This window comes from Paenibacillus sp. 2003, assembly GCF_031455635.1.
GTDB lineage: Bacteria > Bacillota > Bacilli > Paenibacillales > Paenibacillaceae > Paenibacillus > Paenibacillus amylolyticus_B.
The window spans coordinates 2,598,149-2,613,428 of record NZ_JAVDTB010000001.1; the positions used below are offsets into that span (position 1 = coordinate 2,598,149).

18 protein-coding genes are annotated in these 15,280 nt (G+C 45.4%); 5 read left to right on the top strand and 13 right to left on the bottom strand.

The window, feature by feature from the left end; genetic code table 11:
- Positions 1 to 16: 16 nt before the first annotated feature.
- Entirely contained in the window at positions 17 to 952 is a 936-nt protein-coding gene (locus J2X75_RS11150) for a sigma-70 family RNA polymerase sigma factor (protein WP_310336411.1), read from the bottom strand.
- A gap of 33 nt (positions 953 to 985) precedes the next feature.
- A complete protein-coding gene (locus tag J2X75_RS11155; RefSeq protein ID WP_307535058.1) occupies positions 986 to 1,432 on the bottom strand; it encodes a carboxymuconolactone decarboxylase family protein in 447 nt (148 codons plus the stop codon).
- A gap of 399 nt (positions 1,433 to 1,831) precedes the next feature.
- Here J2X75_RS11155 and J2X75_RS11160 point away from each other — a divergent pair, with 399 nt between their 5' ends.
- Positions 1,832 to 2,878 carry a Rieske 2Fe-2S domain-containing protein gene (locus J2X75_RS11160; protein ID WP_310336413.1) on the top strand — a complete coding sequence of 349 codons (1,047 nt, stop codon included), beginning with the start codon at positions 1,832 to 1,834 and terminating at the stop codon, positions 2,876 to 2,878.
- A gap of 477 nt (positions 2,879 to 3,355) precedes the next feature.
- Here J2X75_RS11160 and J2X75_RS11165 read toward each other — a convergent pair whose 3' ends face one another.
- Both J2X75_RS11165 and J2X75_RS11170 read right to left on the bottom strand, forming a co-directional pair.
- Positions 3,356 to 4,141, bottom strand: a complete 786-nt coding sequence (locus tag J2X75_RS11165; RefSeq protein WP_310336415.1) for a cupin domain-containing protein — start codon at positions 4,139 to 4,141, stop codon at positions 3,356 to 3,358.
- 151 nt (positions 4,142 to 4,292) lie between these two features.
- Positions 4,293 to 5,342, bottom strand: a complete 1,050-nt coding sequence (locus J2X75_RS11170) for a leucine-rich repeat domain-containing protein (RefSeq protein ID WP_310336416.1) — start codon at positions 5,340 to 5,342, stop codon at positions 4,293 to 4,295.
- A 108-nt stretch (positions 5,343 to 5,450) separates the two neighbouring features.
- Between J2X75_RS11170 and J2X75_RS11175 the strand changes: the two genes are divergently transcribed.
- Complete coding sequence (locus tag J2X75_RS11175; protein ID WP_310336418.1) at positions 5,451 to 5,759, top strand: hypothetical protein; 309 nt, start codon at positions 5,451 to 5,453, stop codon at positions 5,757 to 5,759.
- A gap of 96 nt (positions 5,760 to 5,855) precedes the next feature.
- Here the strand turns inward: J2X75_RS11175 and J2X75_RS11180 are convergent, their stop codons facing one another.
- Genes J2X75_RS11180 through J2X75_RS11210 form a run of 7 tightly spaced genes read right to left on the bottom strand, consistent with a single transcriptional unit; the run spans position 5,856 to position 10,909 of the window.
- The gene (locus J2X75_RS11180; RefSeq protein WP_310336420.1) at positions 5,856 to 6,467 is read right to left on the bottom strand and encodes an SMI1/KNR4 family protein; all 612 of its coding nucleotides are present in this window, start codon (positions 6,465 to 6,467) and stop codon (positions 5,856 to 5,858) included.
- Complete coding sequence (locus J2X75_RS11185; protein WP_310336422.1) at positions 6,467 to 6,910, bottom strand: hypothetical protein; 444 nt, start codon at positions 6,908 to 6,910, stop codon at positions 6,467 to 6,469. The genes J2X75_RS11180 and J2X75_RS11185 overlap by 1 nt, the downstream gene beginning before the upstream one ends.
- Before the next feature lie 32 nt (positions 6,911 to 6,942).
- Entirely contained in the window at positions 6,943 to 8,244 is a 1,302-nt protein-coding gene (locus J2X75_RS11190; protein ID WP_310336424.1) for a hypothetical protein, read from the bottom strand.
- Between the two features lie 21 nt (positions 8,245 to 8,265).
- A complete protein-coding gene (locus J2X75_RS11195; RefSeq protein ID WP_307535041.1) occupies positions 8,266 to 9,000 on the bottom strand; it encodes a hypothetical protein in 735 nt (244 codons plus the stop codon).
- A gap of 45 nt (positions 9,001 to 9,045) precedes the next feature.
- Positions 9,046 to 9,606 carry a hypothetical protein gene (locus tag J2X75_RS11200; protein ID WP_091017861.1) on the bottom strand — a complete coding sequence of 187 codons (561 nt, stop codon included), beginning with the start codon at positions 9,604 to 9,606 and terminating at the stop codon, positions 9,046 to 9,048.
- Positions 9,603 to 10,253 carry a hypothetical protein gene (locus J2X75_RS11205; RefSeq protein ID WP_310336427.1) on the bottom strand — a complete coding sequence of 217 codons (651 nt, stop codon included), beginning with the start codon at positions 10,251 to 10,253 and terminating at the stop codon, positions 9,603 to 9,605. Before J2X75_RS11205 ends, J2X75_RS11200 begins: the two co-directional genes overlap by 4 nt.
- Before the next feature lie 41 nt (positions 10,254 to 10,294).
- Positions 10,295 to 10,909, bottom strand: a complete 615-nt coding sequence (locus J2X75_RS11210; RefSeq protein ID WP_310336428.1) for a hypothetical protein — start codon at positions 10,907 to 10,909, stop codon at positions 10,295 to 10,297.
- Positions 10,910 to 11,187: 278 nt separating this feature from the next.
- Here J2X75_RS11210 and J2X75_RS11215 point away from each other — a divergent pair, with 278 nt between their 5' ends.
- The 3 genes from J2X75_RS11215 to J2X75_RS11225 all read left to right on the top strand — a co-directional run bounded on the left by J2X75_RS11215 (position 11,188) and on the right by J2X75_RS11225 (position 13,539).
- The gene (locus tag J2X75_RS11215) at positions 11,188 to 12,180 is read left to right on the top strand and encodes a multicopper oxidase domain-containing protein (protein WP_310336429.1); all 993 of its coding nucleotides are present in this window, start codon (positions 11,188 to 11,190) and stop codon (positions 12,178 to 12,180) included.
- Between the two features lie 53 nt (positions 12,181 to 12,233).
- Positions 12,234 to 12,923 (top strand): Crp/Fnr family transcriptional regulator, encoded by a 690-nt coding sequence (locus J2X75_RS11220; RefSeq protein ID WP_310336430.1) that lies wholly within the window; start codon positions 12,234 to 12,236, stop codon positions 12,921 to 12,923.
- A 190-nt stretch (positions 12,924 to 13,113) separates the two neighbouring features.
- Entirely contained in the window at positions 13,114 to 13,539 is a 426-nt protein-coding gene (locus J2X75_RS11225) for a YlbF/YmcA family competence regulator (RefSeq protein WP_310336432.1), read from the top strand.
- Between the two features lie 142 nt (positions 13,540 to 13,681).
- Here J2X75_RS11225 and J2X75_RS11230 read toward each other — a convergent pair whose 3' ends face one another.
- Together J2X75_RS11230 and J2X75_RS11235 are read right to left on the bottom strand one after the other, a co-directional pair.
- Positions 13,682 to 14,404, bottom strand: coding sequence for a ZIP family metal transporter (locus J2X75_RS11230; RefSeq protein ID WP_091017873.1), 723 nt, complete (start codon positions 14,402 to 14,404; stop codon positions 13,682 to 13,684).
- A 138-nt stretch (positions 14,405 to 14,542) separates the two neighbouring features.
- On the bottom strand, positions 14,543 to 15,271 hold the full coding sequence (locus tag J2X75_RS11235) for a YwiC-like family protein (protein ID WP_310336434.1): 729 nt from the start codon (positions 15,269 to 15,271) through the stop codon (positions 14,543 to 14,545).
- Between the last annotated feature and the right edge of the window lie 9 nt (positions 15,272 to 15,280).

The following is a 15,280-nucleotide window of genomic DNA, read 5'->3' on the forward strand; positions in this document are numbered from 1 at the left end:
AGTCCTTACGTTTGGATCAAAGAGTTGAGGTGTCTATTGATGTAAGTTTGTTTGGATTTACGACGAGATAAACGCCCTCAATCCTCTCTCTGGAAGCGTCCAACTCCAAACAGAGTACCTCGGACAACTGCCCTTCTTTCATCAAAGCGAGTTGAAGCTCGCCATTGATCCACATGGGCACCCATTCTCTTTCACGCAATCGCGTAAGGACTCGCCGTGAGGTCAGGAGTGCAAGCACACCTTTGTGAACGTTCATTGTTCTCATAACCGTATGCACAACGCCACCGCCATCTGCTGTAAATACAGGCTGATCCGCCAGTAACTCGAGCATGGCAGAGACGTCATAACGAAGGAAAGCCGTTGTAAAACGGCTCAGCAATTCACCTTTGGCTATCATATCTGCATCACTCTGCTCGATCGGCGGAAGTCTTTCGGGCAGATTTCGTCTGGCACGGCTAAAGATTTGTCGGCAGTTACTCTCCGTTTTGCCCAGCCAATCCGCTATTTCGGAATAATCATATCGGAACGCTTCACGAAGGACAAAAACAGCCCGTTCCATGGACGATAGACGCTCCAACATGACCAGATAGGCGTAGGAGATCAGCTCTTTTTTCTCCATCGTTTCCTCTGGCATGTTCGCCTCTTCACTGTCACCCATCGGCTCTGGCAGCCACTCACCAACATAACTTTCCCTCTGATTACGGGCGGAATTTAGCAGATTCAAGCTTCGGTTCACAACCAATCTGGCGATGTAGGACTTGGGATTACGAATATCCTGAGCAGACGTGCTCTGAATCCCCGCAAAGCAATCCTGCACAATATCTTCAGCTTCTACCACACTGCCCAACATGCGGTAAGCTATTGAAAATGCATATTTTTTATAACGAATATACAACTCACCAACATCCAGAGAAGACACTTCTGGCTCATTGGCGTGGAAATTAGAATTCATAAGAAGCCTCCTCTGGCATGAGTGCGTGTATTTCTAGTTAAAGCAACCCGGATACATCCCAGTTGTGATCGCAATCCGGTTCCAGTTGTTAATCGTGTTAATGGCCAGGATCAGATCCACCAATTCGGATTCACTGAAATGTTCACGTACCTTATCGTATAACGCAAGTGGTACACCGTGCTCCGAGATTTGGGTCACCGCTTCAGCCAGCTCCAGCATAACACGTTCTTGATCCGTGAAGAAAGGCACTTCACGCCACACACTTAGCAAGAGAATATGATCCGCATAATCTCCCAGTTTCATCAGATCTTTGGCATGCATATCTAGACAAAAGGCACAGCCATTAATCTGGGACACCCGGATTTTTAACAGCTCATACAATACTTTATTTTCAAATTGCCCGGATATATATTGCTCCATTGCCATCATCGCTTTAAAAGCACCTGGACTAGCTACTCTGTAATTCGTTCTTAAATTCATTTTTCATTCGCCTCCGTCATTTGGTTTACATACTGTAGACAAATGACGGCCGGGATCTGTGACATTCTCTGCGAAAATCTTTTTATGCCCGCAAGAATGGTTGCTCAACTAACGAATATTCACACTGCAAATTCTAAACAGTAAACCTCCATAAAGCCATCAATCAGTAAAAGAAATAACATAATTAAAGGTTGTTCTTTTTTTTCTATAAATAACATCAAACGTAATGTAAATCCGAAAATTTCCGTATTCATGTACGTTTTTTGCTGTAGCGTTTGTGATTTTAACCAAAAGTAGGTTGGATATATTGATACTTTGACCAAAAGAGTAGTAATATACGGCTAATCAAGCTGACATTAATAAAAAATCATTTAATCATATCAGCAAGGAGTGTTTCCTATGATAACTTCCAACGCAAACCGTAATGTGACGTCCGAATTGCCTAGAGGCTGTACGTTCACCGCTGAAGACTGGCATGTATTATCCCAATATTGGTACCCGGTAGCCCAAGCAACCGAAGTAACAGACAAACCCTTGGCTGCTCAATTACTCGATGTGAAGCTTGTTCTTTATCGCAGTAATGATCAGGTTGTGGTAGCCAAGGATCTTTGTTTTCACCGCGGGGCTCCACTTAGCAAAGGCTGGGTAGAAAATGGCGAGATTGTCTGCCCTTATCACGGTTTCCGTTATAATTGTGAAGGAAAATGTACCGCAGTGCCTGCGCACCCAAGCTCCAAGATCTCGCCTAAGCTCAAACTCATTGTGTACCCGGCAGTTGAACGTTATGGCTTAATATGGACCACTTTGGCAGGAACGGAAGAACAGATCCCCTCCTTCCCTGGATGGGATGATCCGGATTATATCAATATTTTGCCACCCAACTTTGACATTGCTGGTTCCTCTGGACGACAAATGGAGGGATTCCTGGATGTATCCCATTTTGCCTATGTGCATACCAAAACGTTTGGTGACCGAAACAACACAGAAGTCCCCCAATACAAGGTGAAACGCGAAGGTAATGAGTTACTGGCCGAGTATTGGAGTACAGTGAGTAACTATGGTAAAGGGCAAGATCTTGTTGCACCTGAGGGTTTCCAATGGCTGCGCGAGTTTCGAGTGTTCCCACCTTTTGCGGCTTCTCTTACGGTACATTTCCCAGGTGAGGACAAGCTGAATATTCTGAATTGTGCTTCGCCGATCTCTGCCCGTTATACACGTCTATTCTGTCCAATCACACGCAACTTTGACAAAGATGCTCCGATTGAAGACACAATCAAGTTCAACTTGCAGGTATTTGAAGAAGACCGTGAGATGGTCGAGTCACAGAAACCGGAGGATCTGCCCCTTGATCTGCATGCCGAGGCCCATATTCCCGCAGACCGTACTTCGATTGCTTACCGTCAATTATTAACGGAGCTTGGCTTGGGACGAAATTACACGTCATAAGTAGATAGTATATAAATACAAGGTGTGTATTCAAATTAAGCTATCGAGTTAAATGTGAGCGCCTAAAAAGTCTTGAAGTACCATCCTGCGGACTCTGGGGGAATGGGTTGAAAATTTTCTTAGGAACTCAGGACATCTTATTTGGCCTCTAGGTCCTCATTTAAAATTGTAAGGAACTCCAGACATGTTATTTCCCATAATCCCCGATATAAACACATCAAACGGCTATTTATTCTGATATAAGGTGTCTCAGATTCTTTAATTTCTGGGCACGCACCTAATCCTTGATTTAAGACGCCTATGATTCGATAGCGCCTCATGCTTCGCTCTAAACACGTTCAGGTATGCATCAGCTTTCCTCAAGTATGAAGACACCTTTAATCAAAAAAAGAAGCGTTCCTTTGCGGACGCTTCTTTTGCTTTACCTAATTCAACTGAAGTACCTATGTGTATTTGATAAACGTTGCCTAATAAACGTCATCTTTCCTCTTGATTATTCGTATTCACAGGAAGTTCTCTATAATACGGACAGCCCGGCTCATGAATAATACGTGGATCAACCCAAGTGCCCCAGTAAGGAAGACGGTTTACGTAAGGTTGCATATTGGGCTGAGTATTTGGTTGCATGTTGGGTTGTGTGTTTGGTTGCATATTTGGCTGTACATTAGGCATTACGTACGGCTGATGATTCACATTCGGAGCACTGTTAGAGATGGGGACAGTGGAAGTCATACAATCTGCCGGCGGGCCAATAATCACTGTTTTTTGAATGGGAGCCAGCGCTTCTTGAACTTTTTTCTCATCTAGACAGTACGTATAAGCCAGAAGTTTGGTAGGTGTAAGTCGCAAGATGTCTGAGCCGAATATCGCTTCAGGCACCGGTGCATCGAAGATCGCCAGTAGATGCGTTTGATCTGCAGTAGCCACTTCATAATGCCACCAGCCTTGAGGTACATTCGCCACTTGCCCCGGAGTAATCGGGAAATGAAGCAACTCATTGGTAAACGGATTGATGAGGGACACGACGGCAGAACCGCTGATGCAATACACCAGTTCGGTTGCATTCTGATGAATATGAGGTTCAACCACATTGCCCGTGTTGAGGAAAATATCCAGTAAAGAAGTATTGCCCAGTGTGTTTAACTGCTTGATGGAAAGAGAGTTAATATAGTTGTTCTCATCCTTCTTGAATAACGGGTTATTGCTCAAATCGTAAGTAAATTCGGTGGTTGGTAAAGTGTAATCCATGTATGAGGTTGCCAAAATAAAACGCCTGCCCTTCGCTCTCGGTTTAGGTCATAACCTATATGCCAGCTTATGCCCAGCGCCCAGATACGTGAGCCCATTTCCGCCAATTTTTCATCGCATAACAAATATCCCTGACTCAGATACACGGAGCCGGGATATTTGGCTATTATAATTCTTCTTCGTCGGAGATGTCCTCCCAACTGATCCCAAGTGGAGTACTGTCCAAATTTACACTCTGAAGCCAGGTCATTCGCTTGACTATGTCCGGCATTCCTTCGATTAAACTATTCGTTATACTCAGATAACGCAGTTTCTTCAACTGCGCCAGTTCGGGTGGGATTTCACGAATGCCAGAGTAACTTATATCCAGATTCACAAGTTCACTCAATTCGCCAATCTCGGCCGGAATATGTTTCAGACCAAGATCCGACTTCTCCTTTGGCTTCCACCCGGTAGGAACATGATAAGAACTACCGCAATAAATTCTAAGCTCTCGAAGTTGTTTCAATTTTCCAATGTCTTGGTGAATACCTTCTAAATCCGCCGTCATGATCTCCAATTCTTCCAAAGATGCCAGTTCAAAAAGGGCTGGAGGAAGCGTATAAACATCCTGCTCAAAAATCGTCAAACGTTTCAAGTATTTCAATTCCCGAATTCGTTCCGGAATCTCTTTCAAGAAATGTGAACTAATATTCAGCACATCGGTCTGATGCCTGATTGCATCCTCCAACAGTCGATGAATATCTTTCTGACGATCTAACTCGAAGAACAAACCTGGAATACGCTCCATTAGCTCAATTGCTTCTTCTTGTGTAATGTGCATGCCATACATATGCTCATGAGCAACCGTGTAGAAGTAATCGCTCCCATCCTCTTTCAGAAAACAAAGATCGTCCGGCAATGACGGATATAACCAGTCATGAAAGCGATTGGCTTCCTCCTTAAGGACCTGCCCGGAATCAGGCGTGCAACGATATATGTAATAGATGCCCTCTGAGTACATAGCGCCACTTTGCATCATCATTTCTTCCATCGTACTCTTTTCAATCAGATACGGCTCAAGTCTCTGTAACACTTTGGCAACCCTCTCAGGTGTATCTCCCTCGACATACTTTCGGTCAACCAGCATAAAACGATCTGTCTTCTCGATCAATTCGTCAATCAACAGTTCATAGGCAGTTCCTCTTGGATCGGTGTGAAAAGCTACGGCTACCATATGCTCCCCCTCATGACTCTATATTCATTATTCTTCAATCTGCTGTATCACCTGAAACCACTATGGCATAGGCTGATATCATCAATCCAGTTATTGGAGGCTTGTTACATGGCATACGGCCCTGGTTCAGTAACATCCCCGCAACCTGCGGGTTATCCTTACCCTTATTATCCACCGCCACCACCGTACCCTTATCCTTATCCCTATCCATACCCACCCATCGTTCCTGTTCCACTGCCATTTCCGATCAGTGGCCCTTGGTGGCATGGTGGCTATCCCGGCGGTGGTTACCCCGGTGGACACCCTGGTCATTTCCCAGGAGGTGGCTATCCTGGCGGACCTCACGGAGGTGGACCGGGTGGACACGGAGGACCTCCAGGCGGAGGATTTCACGGACATCGTTTCTTTCAGTGGTAATCATGAGACTTATTCAAAGTCCAGGTTCAGATCAGATGAAGAAGCTGCTTCAGCAGCTTCTTTATTCATCTAGAACTATCCTCTAATCGTTTAGATTTAATATGTGATCTCATCCATCACCTTCAGATTTCGGTTCGACATGCTGAGGAGATCCGTGAAGGTAGGTGTAAGGTAATAAACAAAGTCCGGATCATGCACGTACATAATAATCTGTCCATACGTCCCTTCCTCCGTTGGATCGAAATCGAGCATCAGATACAGTGAACCTCCCGCGATCGTTGCAAATGGAATCCATGGTTTGTGGAACAAGTACGGCTTAATCTCAGGGTCCAACTGGCTGATCTCTTCCGTAGAATAATACTCTTCCAGCTTCTCATCCACTTCACAGAAGTATTGTTTGGTCTCTCGAATCTCTTCCAATGACATCATATAAAATGGCGTACAACGCCCAGCCTCAGCATCACCCGGGTACAGCACATGCAACCCATAGCCACTGCCGTCTTTGCCTTGGTAAAAGGTACGAAAATCGCCAGGCAGCCGGACGCCATACTCCTTTTCGAATAGATCCAGACTTTCCTCGGATGCACCTTCCCGATGTTGATATTCTTCAAACAATTGCCGAATCTCGTGATCCTGTATTTTCTCATCCAGCAAGCGATTCAGCTCGTCAATAAGTACGTTTAATGTTACATTCGATTCCGGTTTCACTAGACCTCCCCTTTCTTAGCTCCGCCATTCTCTTCTTGCACATATTGATGATAGCCCCAAAACGCTTCTTCTTCTCCGCCACCTTCGATCAGGATCATGACTGCGTAAGATAACAAATTAAGCCATTGTTCCATCAACACTACCTGCTCGTCCGAAATGAGGTTGTTGCTGCGAAGCATACCCTCAGGTTCAACGGCCCAGGCACGGGCCATGTGAGTAATTCCCCATAGACATGCCATGACTTCCCGATCCAGTGTAGGCCGCGCAAGTTCTGGTGCCAGAACCCGTAATATCTCCATCAACTCATGAAAATTCTCCTCAATCAAATGTCCACGAAAGGGCCGCAGACTGCGAAGAAAACCGTTCTGCATCTTGGGATGACTCAGATCATCATAGGAAAAGGAGTGACATTTTAATAACATTACAGCCTCTTCACGTTCCATGCCTTCACCCCTAACCAGGTCATAATGCTACCTCACCAGCGTAGAGGTTCTTCTCCACGCCACAATACATACCGCTCCAATTCACGAAGTGTACCTGTACCGATCCCGTATTCGTCCATCTCGTGCGAACGAAGATCCAGCACATGTAACATGCCACCATAGGTACCCACTGCCAGCTTGGACTGTTCAGGGGATACGGCAAGAGAATAGATTGTATTGCCCAAAAAATGACGCCATACTTCCTCACCCTCGCCATTCACACAATACAGGTAACCATATGCATCTCCAAGCACCATGCCCGCCTCTATTTCCACTGCCGCATACACACGTGCATTCTCATCCATGACTGGCCAATCTTCCTTCGTTTCGTTACCTTGTATATCTTCCAGCGGAACCTGTATCGTGACCCCATTATAGAAATGACATGCGTTAAACCAGATGCTCTGCTTAGCACTCATGAATGCGGCATAATGAGGATAGCTTGATTCTGGATAGAGGGAGTATGTCTTGTTCAGCTGGCGGTCCATCACCATATGATTGCTTCCTTGGCTACCATAGGCAATCCATTGACCATCCCGAGATACCGCTGCATGTCCCATGTCTAACTGTGTATCCTCTAGCTCATATTCTTCGATCTCTGCCAGATCGGGATGAAGCAATGTCACTTGATCTTCCGTTACCAGATATATCCCGTATCGTGAATGTATAAGTAGTGCCCTGCCTTCATCCATAGGTATAAGTCCCTCTAGTGTACGTTCGGGATGCTCACAATCAGCAAGTGATTCAATTCGAGGTGAGGACGACTGTATCCGGGATTGAATATCTACCCAACGATATGTCGCTATCTCTTGTCCTTCCAACTTGCGATCTGGCTGACGAATGACACGAATCCCATCCGGTCCTGCAAGCGCATAGTCCAATCCGTCTGATGAGCAACCTGCAAAAGTATACGAAGAAATCAACTGCCATCCGTGCTGATCCATCGTATAGATCTGACCATTCTCTGTGAAGATACCCGTGTTACATACACACGTTTCTTCGTTCAGATAACCTACAACTTTGACCGCCTGCATGGAAGCCTGAAACGCCTCATTCAGCGGCCACGTCGCTGCGGGCAGCTCACGTCGGAGCACCTCCAAGTCACCGTGGAGATTGGCCTGTCTCACCATATGGAATACTTTAATACTCATTCCGTTTCTGGAGTCTCCCTCCAGCTCGGATTCATCCGGTTGCTCTCCCTGCATACTTCTCTGGACAAATGCATTGACATCCTTTGCATAACGCTTGCCTTCATTGCGCCATTGTTCCGCAATGTCTTCCTTTAACCAACCCATAGGTGTCCCTCCACTCTGCCCCTATTCATATGCCGTACAATGATGTGCCTGCAAGAACAAACTGATTTCGTTATCCGTTGCCTCCTCCGCACCATTCTTTTCTTCATAGAACAGGGCAACTTCTCGCCCAGTTGCATAGTTAAATCGTAAATATCCTCCCATCGACACCATGAACATCTTGCACATGTACTCATTCTCCAACACAGCATCCCACTTAAATTCTGTTTTGCATGTATTAGCGAGTTCCTTCATAGAGCTTCCCTGTTCCGTCCCTGAAAAATGGTAAAACGTATGTTTCCGAAGCTCATTCCACGGTTCAAAGTATAGTGGCGTTATTGGATTATCTTGATGGTAATACCCACAATAGATCCGGTCCAGCGTTTCGCCAAATTCAGTCTCCGAGCATGTCCATAAGGTGATATTCTCATCATGACGCGGTAGCCACAACAGCCCCTCAACTTCCGGATGAACAGCAAGGAAATCTCCATCTACAGAACTGCCGATGGAGATGCACTGTTCAAGTTGATGCTGACTTATAGGCGAATCATCCGTATGTATCCAAAAATCATATTCCACAAAAGGCTTCAGCACTTCCGGGTCCGGCCTCTGCACATTCATCCATCCCGTGTATGTACCCTCTCCGTATTGTTCAATCCAGGTCCGGTATGACAAAGGCAGCGAGATGGCGTGCTGTTGTTCAAAGTGATCCAGTTCCTCTGTTGGAACCGGCTTAAGTACACGGGATACGATATACATTTGTCGACATCTCCCATCTCAGTTTGGTTCATTCGTTTTCAGGATCTAAGCCAGTTCTTCCTGTACAATGTCAGTCTGTACCCCTTTACGATTCAGAATACGAATGGCAAAGGCATCATATCCATCACGTTTGACCTGATCAAAATGCATGCGCTCTCCCGTAATCAGTTCATATGCACCATTTTCATCTACATCTTCGCCGAACTCTTCATCCCATGGCACATTGTAGTAGGCCGTCAATTCCACCTCAAAGATGTCCTCTCCTTCAACATCCAGATAAGGGCGAAGAGGTCTGTCACGTAGTGATTCTTCCGAATAGGTCTCACATAACATGGCATCATATCCGTGCTTGGCGGCATCAATGAGCAGATAACGTTCACCTGTAACGGTATGCTCCGCATATACAAGAAGCGGTGTCGAATCATGCCAGGTAATCAGATCATCTTCCATCAAGTCACCATAATAAAAAATATGGAATTTATCATGACCATCACTCGTTTGAAGTTTGCCTTTCCACTCCACTTCCTCGGAATTAATGTCGTTGTCCTTTCTTGTCAAACCTTCCAGATAAGCAGGTCCGTGTTGCACACCATACTCATTCATCATCTCGCCTCCGATTTGTTCATTCGAATAGTAACTACTTTGTGCTCCTCATCCACCGTCAGTTTCACATCGATGTTTAGCTTGTCACGGAATAGCGCCGTAATATTGATATAAGGATCCCGGGCAGCTTCACTACTACCGCCACTGTTACGGCTCATTCCCTGATGAATTATGGACTTCACCAATTCGTTATCCGCTTTGCCAGTGTTATCGTAGGAGTAAATCACCTGCCCATCCTGATCATACAGATTCAAGACCGTTGAAAAATCATTGGCGTTCTCATACTGTTTCTCGGTCTGTACGTAGTTGTGGTCCGTATGTTGATAGTTTATAGTACCAGCCAGATATGGATTGTCCCCACCGGGCTTCACTTCATACTCCCGATAAGCCAGATTAAACAGGTATTGGATATGACTCATATCGATCCGGTAATAAAACTGACGGTTATCCTCTTGTTTATCCATCGCTGCAAAACTGTTAATCAGCGGCCAGGCTGCATAGGACTTGCCATTCACATCAACAGCGAGAGCATAGTCAGATAGGACTGTCTGTTTTTGAAATATGCCATAAGTCTGTAAAATAAAATAAGCAGGAATCATCAACATACCCAGAATGATTGCAAAAATAGTTAATTTAAATCGTAGTTTCATGTTCTACTCTCCCTTGCAGCTTTAACGCTTCATCTTCGCTTTCAGTCTAATCCAGTCTTGTGCTGAAGCTTCGACAGTGTACGAACAACCACATCCCTGTTCTTCGCATCCTTAATATAAGCCGGTATACTATGTGAAGCCGTTCTTATAGGCATATTTGCATGTTTTACACGCAGATCTGCGGAAACATAAGCGATGAGATAACTCAGGTGCTCCCGATTCACAGCCCATATTATTTTTCCTCTGAAATCATCCATAAAGTATAATTCCAAACCGAACACTGGATCTTTCCCTGCACGAATCTCGGAAAAACACCTTCCGTATATCGGCTTGGCATGTAGCTCAACCTGATTAACAGAACCACAATGCGGACATTCCACATGCGTTGATCGGTGAGACGTCTTCTTCTCGTCTGTGACTTCCACGTTGAACCAGCGTTCACATACAGCACAATTCCCCTTGGCTTTATATTGATACACTGGTTCTTCAAAAGCTTGAGCGTAACATTCGAAACACTTCCATCCCAGTTGATCATTCTGTTGTTCAATCGAAGCGTGCCCACCGCATTTGGGACATTTCACATCAATCCGCTCTCCCCGTCGAAGAACCGAATAAAAACTGTACTTATACGCACCTTCATCTTCGAAACGTTTCATCCTGTATCCACCCTTCTCCTGGACTATGACACACACCGCGTCAGAATACTCAACATTTACCAATCCATCTCTCTAAAATTATATGAAACTCCGTTCCTCAGCACAAGAATTGAAGGAACAATGTTGGAAATACGTCTAATACGACATACCCAAGTGTGTGCCTCATCACACCCGTCCCCACCTCAATAACGTAATCTATAACTACATAACTACTGAAATGAAAGAAAAACTGCTTTTCAGATTGTGAAAAACATCACTTGAGTAAAGGTTGTGCAACTATGTTCTCCTTACTGAATGTATATAAATGGTCACTCGTATTCGCTATATTCACAGCAACTCTCTCTCACTGTACTTCCACTGATACGGTTAAACCTGTTCACCACGATGAAGTCTCCTCCTCCTCTGCGATCAGCCAAACCCCGGTGGACCCGATCATTCGCAGAGAAGGTACTACGGTATATATTGAAATGACGGCCCAGGTTACAGATATCGAAATCTCCGAAGGCGTAATCTACAACGCTTGGACATTTAATGGTACCGTTCCCGGACCCGTCCTAAGAGTGACCGAGGGAGATACCTTGGTGTTCACGTTGAAAAATAAAGATTCCAGCCTGCCTCACTCCATGGATTTTCACGCTGTACATGCTGCTCCAAGCAGCAAATTTATTGATGTTATGCCAGGCGAGGAAGGTACGTTCACATACCCAACCTCCTCACCCGGTGTATTTATGTATCACTGTGGAACCAAACCGGTCCTTGCCCATATCGCAAACGGGATGTACGGCATGATTATTGTGGAACCCAAGGCTGGATACCCTTCTGATCACTTGGTAGATCGTGAGTATACCCTTGTTCAGAGTGAATGGTATAAGGAGCATGACTACGAAGCTTTTTTGAACGGAGAACCGGATTATGTCGTATTTAACGGCAATGATTATGGATTGACCAAACATCCCCTGTTAGCCAAAGTAGGAGATACGGTGCGGATCTATGTCAGTAATGCCGGCCCCAATGAAGTCTCATCCTTCCACGTTGTAGGTACAATTATGGACCGTGTATATACCGATGGGAATCCACGCAACATCCAATATGGAATACAGACGGTTATGCTTCCTGCAAGTGGTGGAGCTGTCGTAGAGTTCACCGTGACGGAAGAAGGCGATTATGCGATTGTAACCCATCAGTTCAACCATGTAGCCAAAGGAGCTGCCGCTGTTCTGCGTGTGACCAAGGATGCTACTGATCATGGTGGACCCGCGATGTCTCACTGAGACATGACAATAGATAATGGCTATACCTATCCTGAACCATTCGAGGTGATTAAATGATGATCTGTACACACGAAGCGAAGGATGCATGTTTCTCCAAAGTATCTCTGTTCCAGCATCTTGATCCATCCGAAGCTGCCTTATTGATCTCCCTTCTGCATACCCGCAAATATAACAAAGGCGAAGTTGTCGTCCAGGAGGGAGAACGCTCAGATACGCTTTATGTGGTTCATCAGGGATGTGTGAAGTTATCCAAATACAATGAAAATGGCAAGGAACATATTATCCGGTTTCTGTTTCCCGGCGATTTCTTCGGACAAGATTCCCTGTTACACCAAAAACCACATGCCGCGAACGCCGAAGTTCTGGAGCCTTCAGCCATCTGCTCTATCAGCAAGCATGACTTTGACCAATTACTTGAACATAATCCGAAACTTGCTTATCATTTCCTGCTTGCCATTTCCAAGTTGCTCCGTGAAACCGATGAATGGAATAGCTCGCTAAGTGCGATGACAACGGAACAGAAGATTGCCAAGTTGCTATTGTATTTTCATACCCGAAATCATGCAAAGCATGAGATCCGCCTGCCTGTTTTCAAAAAAGATATGGCTCTGCTACTCGGGATCACACCCGAAACACTTAGTCGTAAACTCGCCATAATGCAAACTCAGGGACTGCTTCAGGTTACAGGGAACTGCATCCTTATTCTTCAACTGGAGCAGCTTAGGGAAATGGTTCCGTACTGAACTAAAGATTATTTACACTAACACCACGATGACAGAATAACCTTCCCATCACTGCTAACGTGTGAATGATTAGTTCAACTCATATAGCTTTTGGACAAGTATTATATTTCACATTGGATGTGAGTATCATCACAGTGTCACCTAGCGTTACAGTATACAGTTAAGAAAATATCTTCAGGAGGTTTATGGGATGAATACAGTTGTTAAATTGGACAAACAGATCATTATGCACAAAATGCAGGAGCTCTGTTCACTGCTACTACAGGATGAAGGCTACAAAGAGATGCGGGAGATGATTGATCAGTTTGCTGCAGATGAGCAAGCTACGACTCAGTATGAGAAATTTATGGAGAAACATCAGGCACTGGAGGAGAAAGAACGGCAAAATATCGAATTACTTGCATCTGAAATCCAGGTGTATGAAGAGGAAGAACGCGCACTCTATGATCATCCCCTCATTCGTCGGTTTATCTATGCTCAACGGGAGTTCAGTCAGCTACATCAGCAGATCAGTCACTATTTCACGAAATCTGTGGAGTTGAATCGCCTGCCCGAATCCAATGAACTAGGTAAGGAAGCTTGCGGGTGCGGAGGCAGCTGTTCCAGCAACCATTAATATCATCCTTTTTGTTAAATAATCAAAAAGAGTATCCGATCAGAAACCACTCTGTTCGAATACTCTTTTTATATAAATCAACTAATATCTACACGACAATGTAGGTATGTAGAGGACAGTGACTAGCAACTGGTTCTGTCATCTACAGATCCAACAACAGCGATACGAGCAATCCCATGGATGCAATCAAACCCACAACTGGCCCCCCCTCTTCAAAGGCTTCCGGCATCATCGTCGAGCAGATCATGGCAATGATTCCACCACCTGCAAATGCACCAATCGCTGCACCCATCTCCTCAGGAAGCTGCTCGAGAAACAGATATCCACCCAAAGCCGCAAGCGCGGAGATCAATAGTACACTCAGCCACATTAATATAATTTTGCCACGACTGTACTTGCCCTGTAGTCCAACCGTACTGGACAGACCTTCAGGAATGTTGCTGACAAAGATCGATACCACCAGCACCACACTGACACCGTTGCCAGCCAGCAAGCTGGCTCCAAGCATGATGGATTCCGGGATAGCGTCCATTACCGTGCCTGCAAAGATACCCAGGCCGCTTTGATTCGAGTCTCCTGACCTTCCCGAGCGTTTACGCCCTGCCCCTCCCTTTGCAGAAACGAGCAAGTCAAACAGCGTATATACGACGGCACCCGCCGTAAATCCAATGGCTGTAGGGATAATCCCTCCATCATTCAGCGCATCTCCGAGTAGTTCAAAGGTAGCTGCCCCGATTAATGTACCTGTCCCAAAAGCCATAATCCAGCCAATGACTCGTTTGGGAATCTTCAGAAACAATGCTGCGAGTGCGCCTATGACAACCGCTGAGGCAGAGATGCCGCCCCACATGAATGCAGTCCACATCTGGGCCGACCCCTCTCAAGTTCAATTATGTTCTATCATTCCATTAACCTTGGCTGACGAATCAAAAACATTCCTGCGACGTTGTGATCTATATCACCTGCTGTGTTCAAAAATCACGCTATGATGAAATGATGCGAATTACAATAGAATAGACCACAGCAAGAACTGCACGGCTCCAATAATTTCGATGATACCAACCTTCATAGGGCGGAGTGTCCTGCCTGCATAGATGAAGGTTCGCACAGCGGAGTAGACATACGCCAAAGATATCCATGGATATCCGATCACCATCGGTATGATGATTAGAAGGATATGTACCATGCGAGTTAGCATCAGCCAACGCTTATTCGTTCGCTCTCGAAAGACCGATTTCACAAAGAACGTGCTTCCTGTAAAATGTAAGAAAGAAAACAAAACTACGATCGCCATTCCATAGTCCCAGTGCCCGCTTCCTACGAGATAAGCAGCTGCTCCCCCTAGAGAAAATACGAGCATGGCACACAGGTCATTGGTAAGCGAGCGTTCTACTTTGTGTCTCACATGCCAGATGTTCACCAGCAACAAGCCAGCCAGTACCGGGCCAAAGAATAACAGTGAGGTATGACCAAGAACGGGCGGAATCAGGCAGATGAGAGCCACTGTACCGTAAATGGCAGCCCATTTGTAGAGACGCTGCCGATTGGCATTTTTTTTCAAAGACTGCAGTAAGGGATACGCAGTTAGATATAGTCCAAGCCAGGCTACAAATAAGGGCACATGCAGCCATTGCGGCCCACTTGCAACCATACCTACCAGAAAAGGTACACTAACCATGGCCCAGCCGCCATGTTCATGGGGGATAACGATTGAATGCGTATTGGTTTTCACTTCACAGTT

Bases quoted from the DNA above. Each gene is read 5' to 3' on its own strand.
- J2X75_RS11230 (WP_091017873.1), bottom strand. From the start codon at position 14,404: ATGTGGACTGCATTCATGTGGGGCGGCATCTCTGCCTCAGCGGTTGTC.
- J2X75_RS11170 (WP_310336416.1), bottom strand. From the start codon at position 5,342: ATGGTAGCCGTAGCTTTTCACACCGATCCAAGAGGAACTGCCTATGAA.
- J2X75_RS11150 (WP_310336411.1), bottom strand. From the start codon at position 952: ATGAATTCTAATTTCCACGCCAATGAGCCAGAAGTGTCTTCTCTGGAT.
- J2X75_RS11190 (WP_310336424.1), bottom strand. From the start codon at position 8,244: ATGGGTTGGTTAAAGGAAGACATTGCGGAACAATGGCGCAATGAAGGC.
- J2X75_RS11200 (WP_091017861.1), bottom strand. From the start codon at position 9,606: ATGATGAATGAGTATGGTGTGCAACACGGACCTGCTTATCTGGAAGGT.
- J2X75_RS11205 (WP_310336427.1), bottom strand. From the start codon at position 10,253: ATGAAACTACGATTTAAATTAACTATTTTTGCAATCATTCTGGGTATG.
- J2X75_RS11155 (WP_307535058.1), bottom strand. From the start codon at position 1,432: ATGAATTTAAGAACGAATTACAGAGTAGCTAGTCCAGGTGCTTTTAAA.
- J2X75_RS11225 (WP_310336432.1), top strand. From the start codon at position 13,114: ATGAATACAGTTGTTAAATTGGACAAACAGATCATTATGCACAAAATG.
- J2X75_RS11210 (WP_310336428.1), bottom strand. From the start codon at position 10,909: ATGAAACGTTTCGAAGATGAAGGTGCGTATAAGTACAGTTTTTATTCG.
- J2X75_RS11160 (WP_310336413.1), top strand. From the start codon at position 1,832: ATGATAACTTCCAACGCAAACCGTAATGTGACGTCCGAATTGCCTAGA.
- J2X75_RS11220 (WP_310336430.1), top strand. From the start codon at position 12,234: ATGATGATCTGTACACACGAAGCGAAGGATGCATGTTTCTCCAAAGTA.
- J2X75_RS11175 (WP_310336418.1), top strand. From the start codon at position 5,451: ATGGCATACGGCCCTGGTTCAGTAACATCCCCGCAACCTGCGGGTTAT.
- J2X75_RS11215 (WP_310336429.1), top strand. From the start codon at position 11,188: ATGTTCTCCTTACTGAATGTATATAAATGGTCACTCGTATTCGCTATA.
- J2X75_RS11185 (WP_310336422.1), bottom strand. From the start codon at position 6,910: ATGGAACGTGAAGAGGCTGTAATGTTATTAAAATGTCACTCCTTTTCC.
- J2X75_RS11195 (WP_307535041.1), bottom strand. From the start codon at position 9,000: ATGTATATCGTATCCCGTGTACTTAAGCCGGTTCCAACAGAGGAACTG.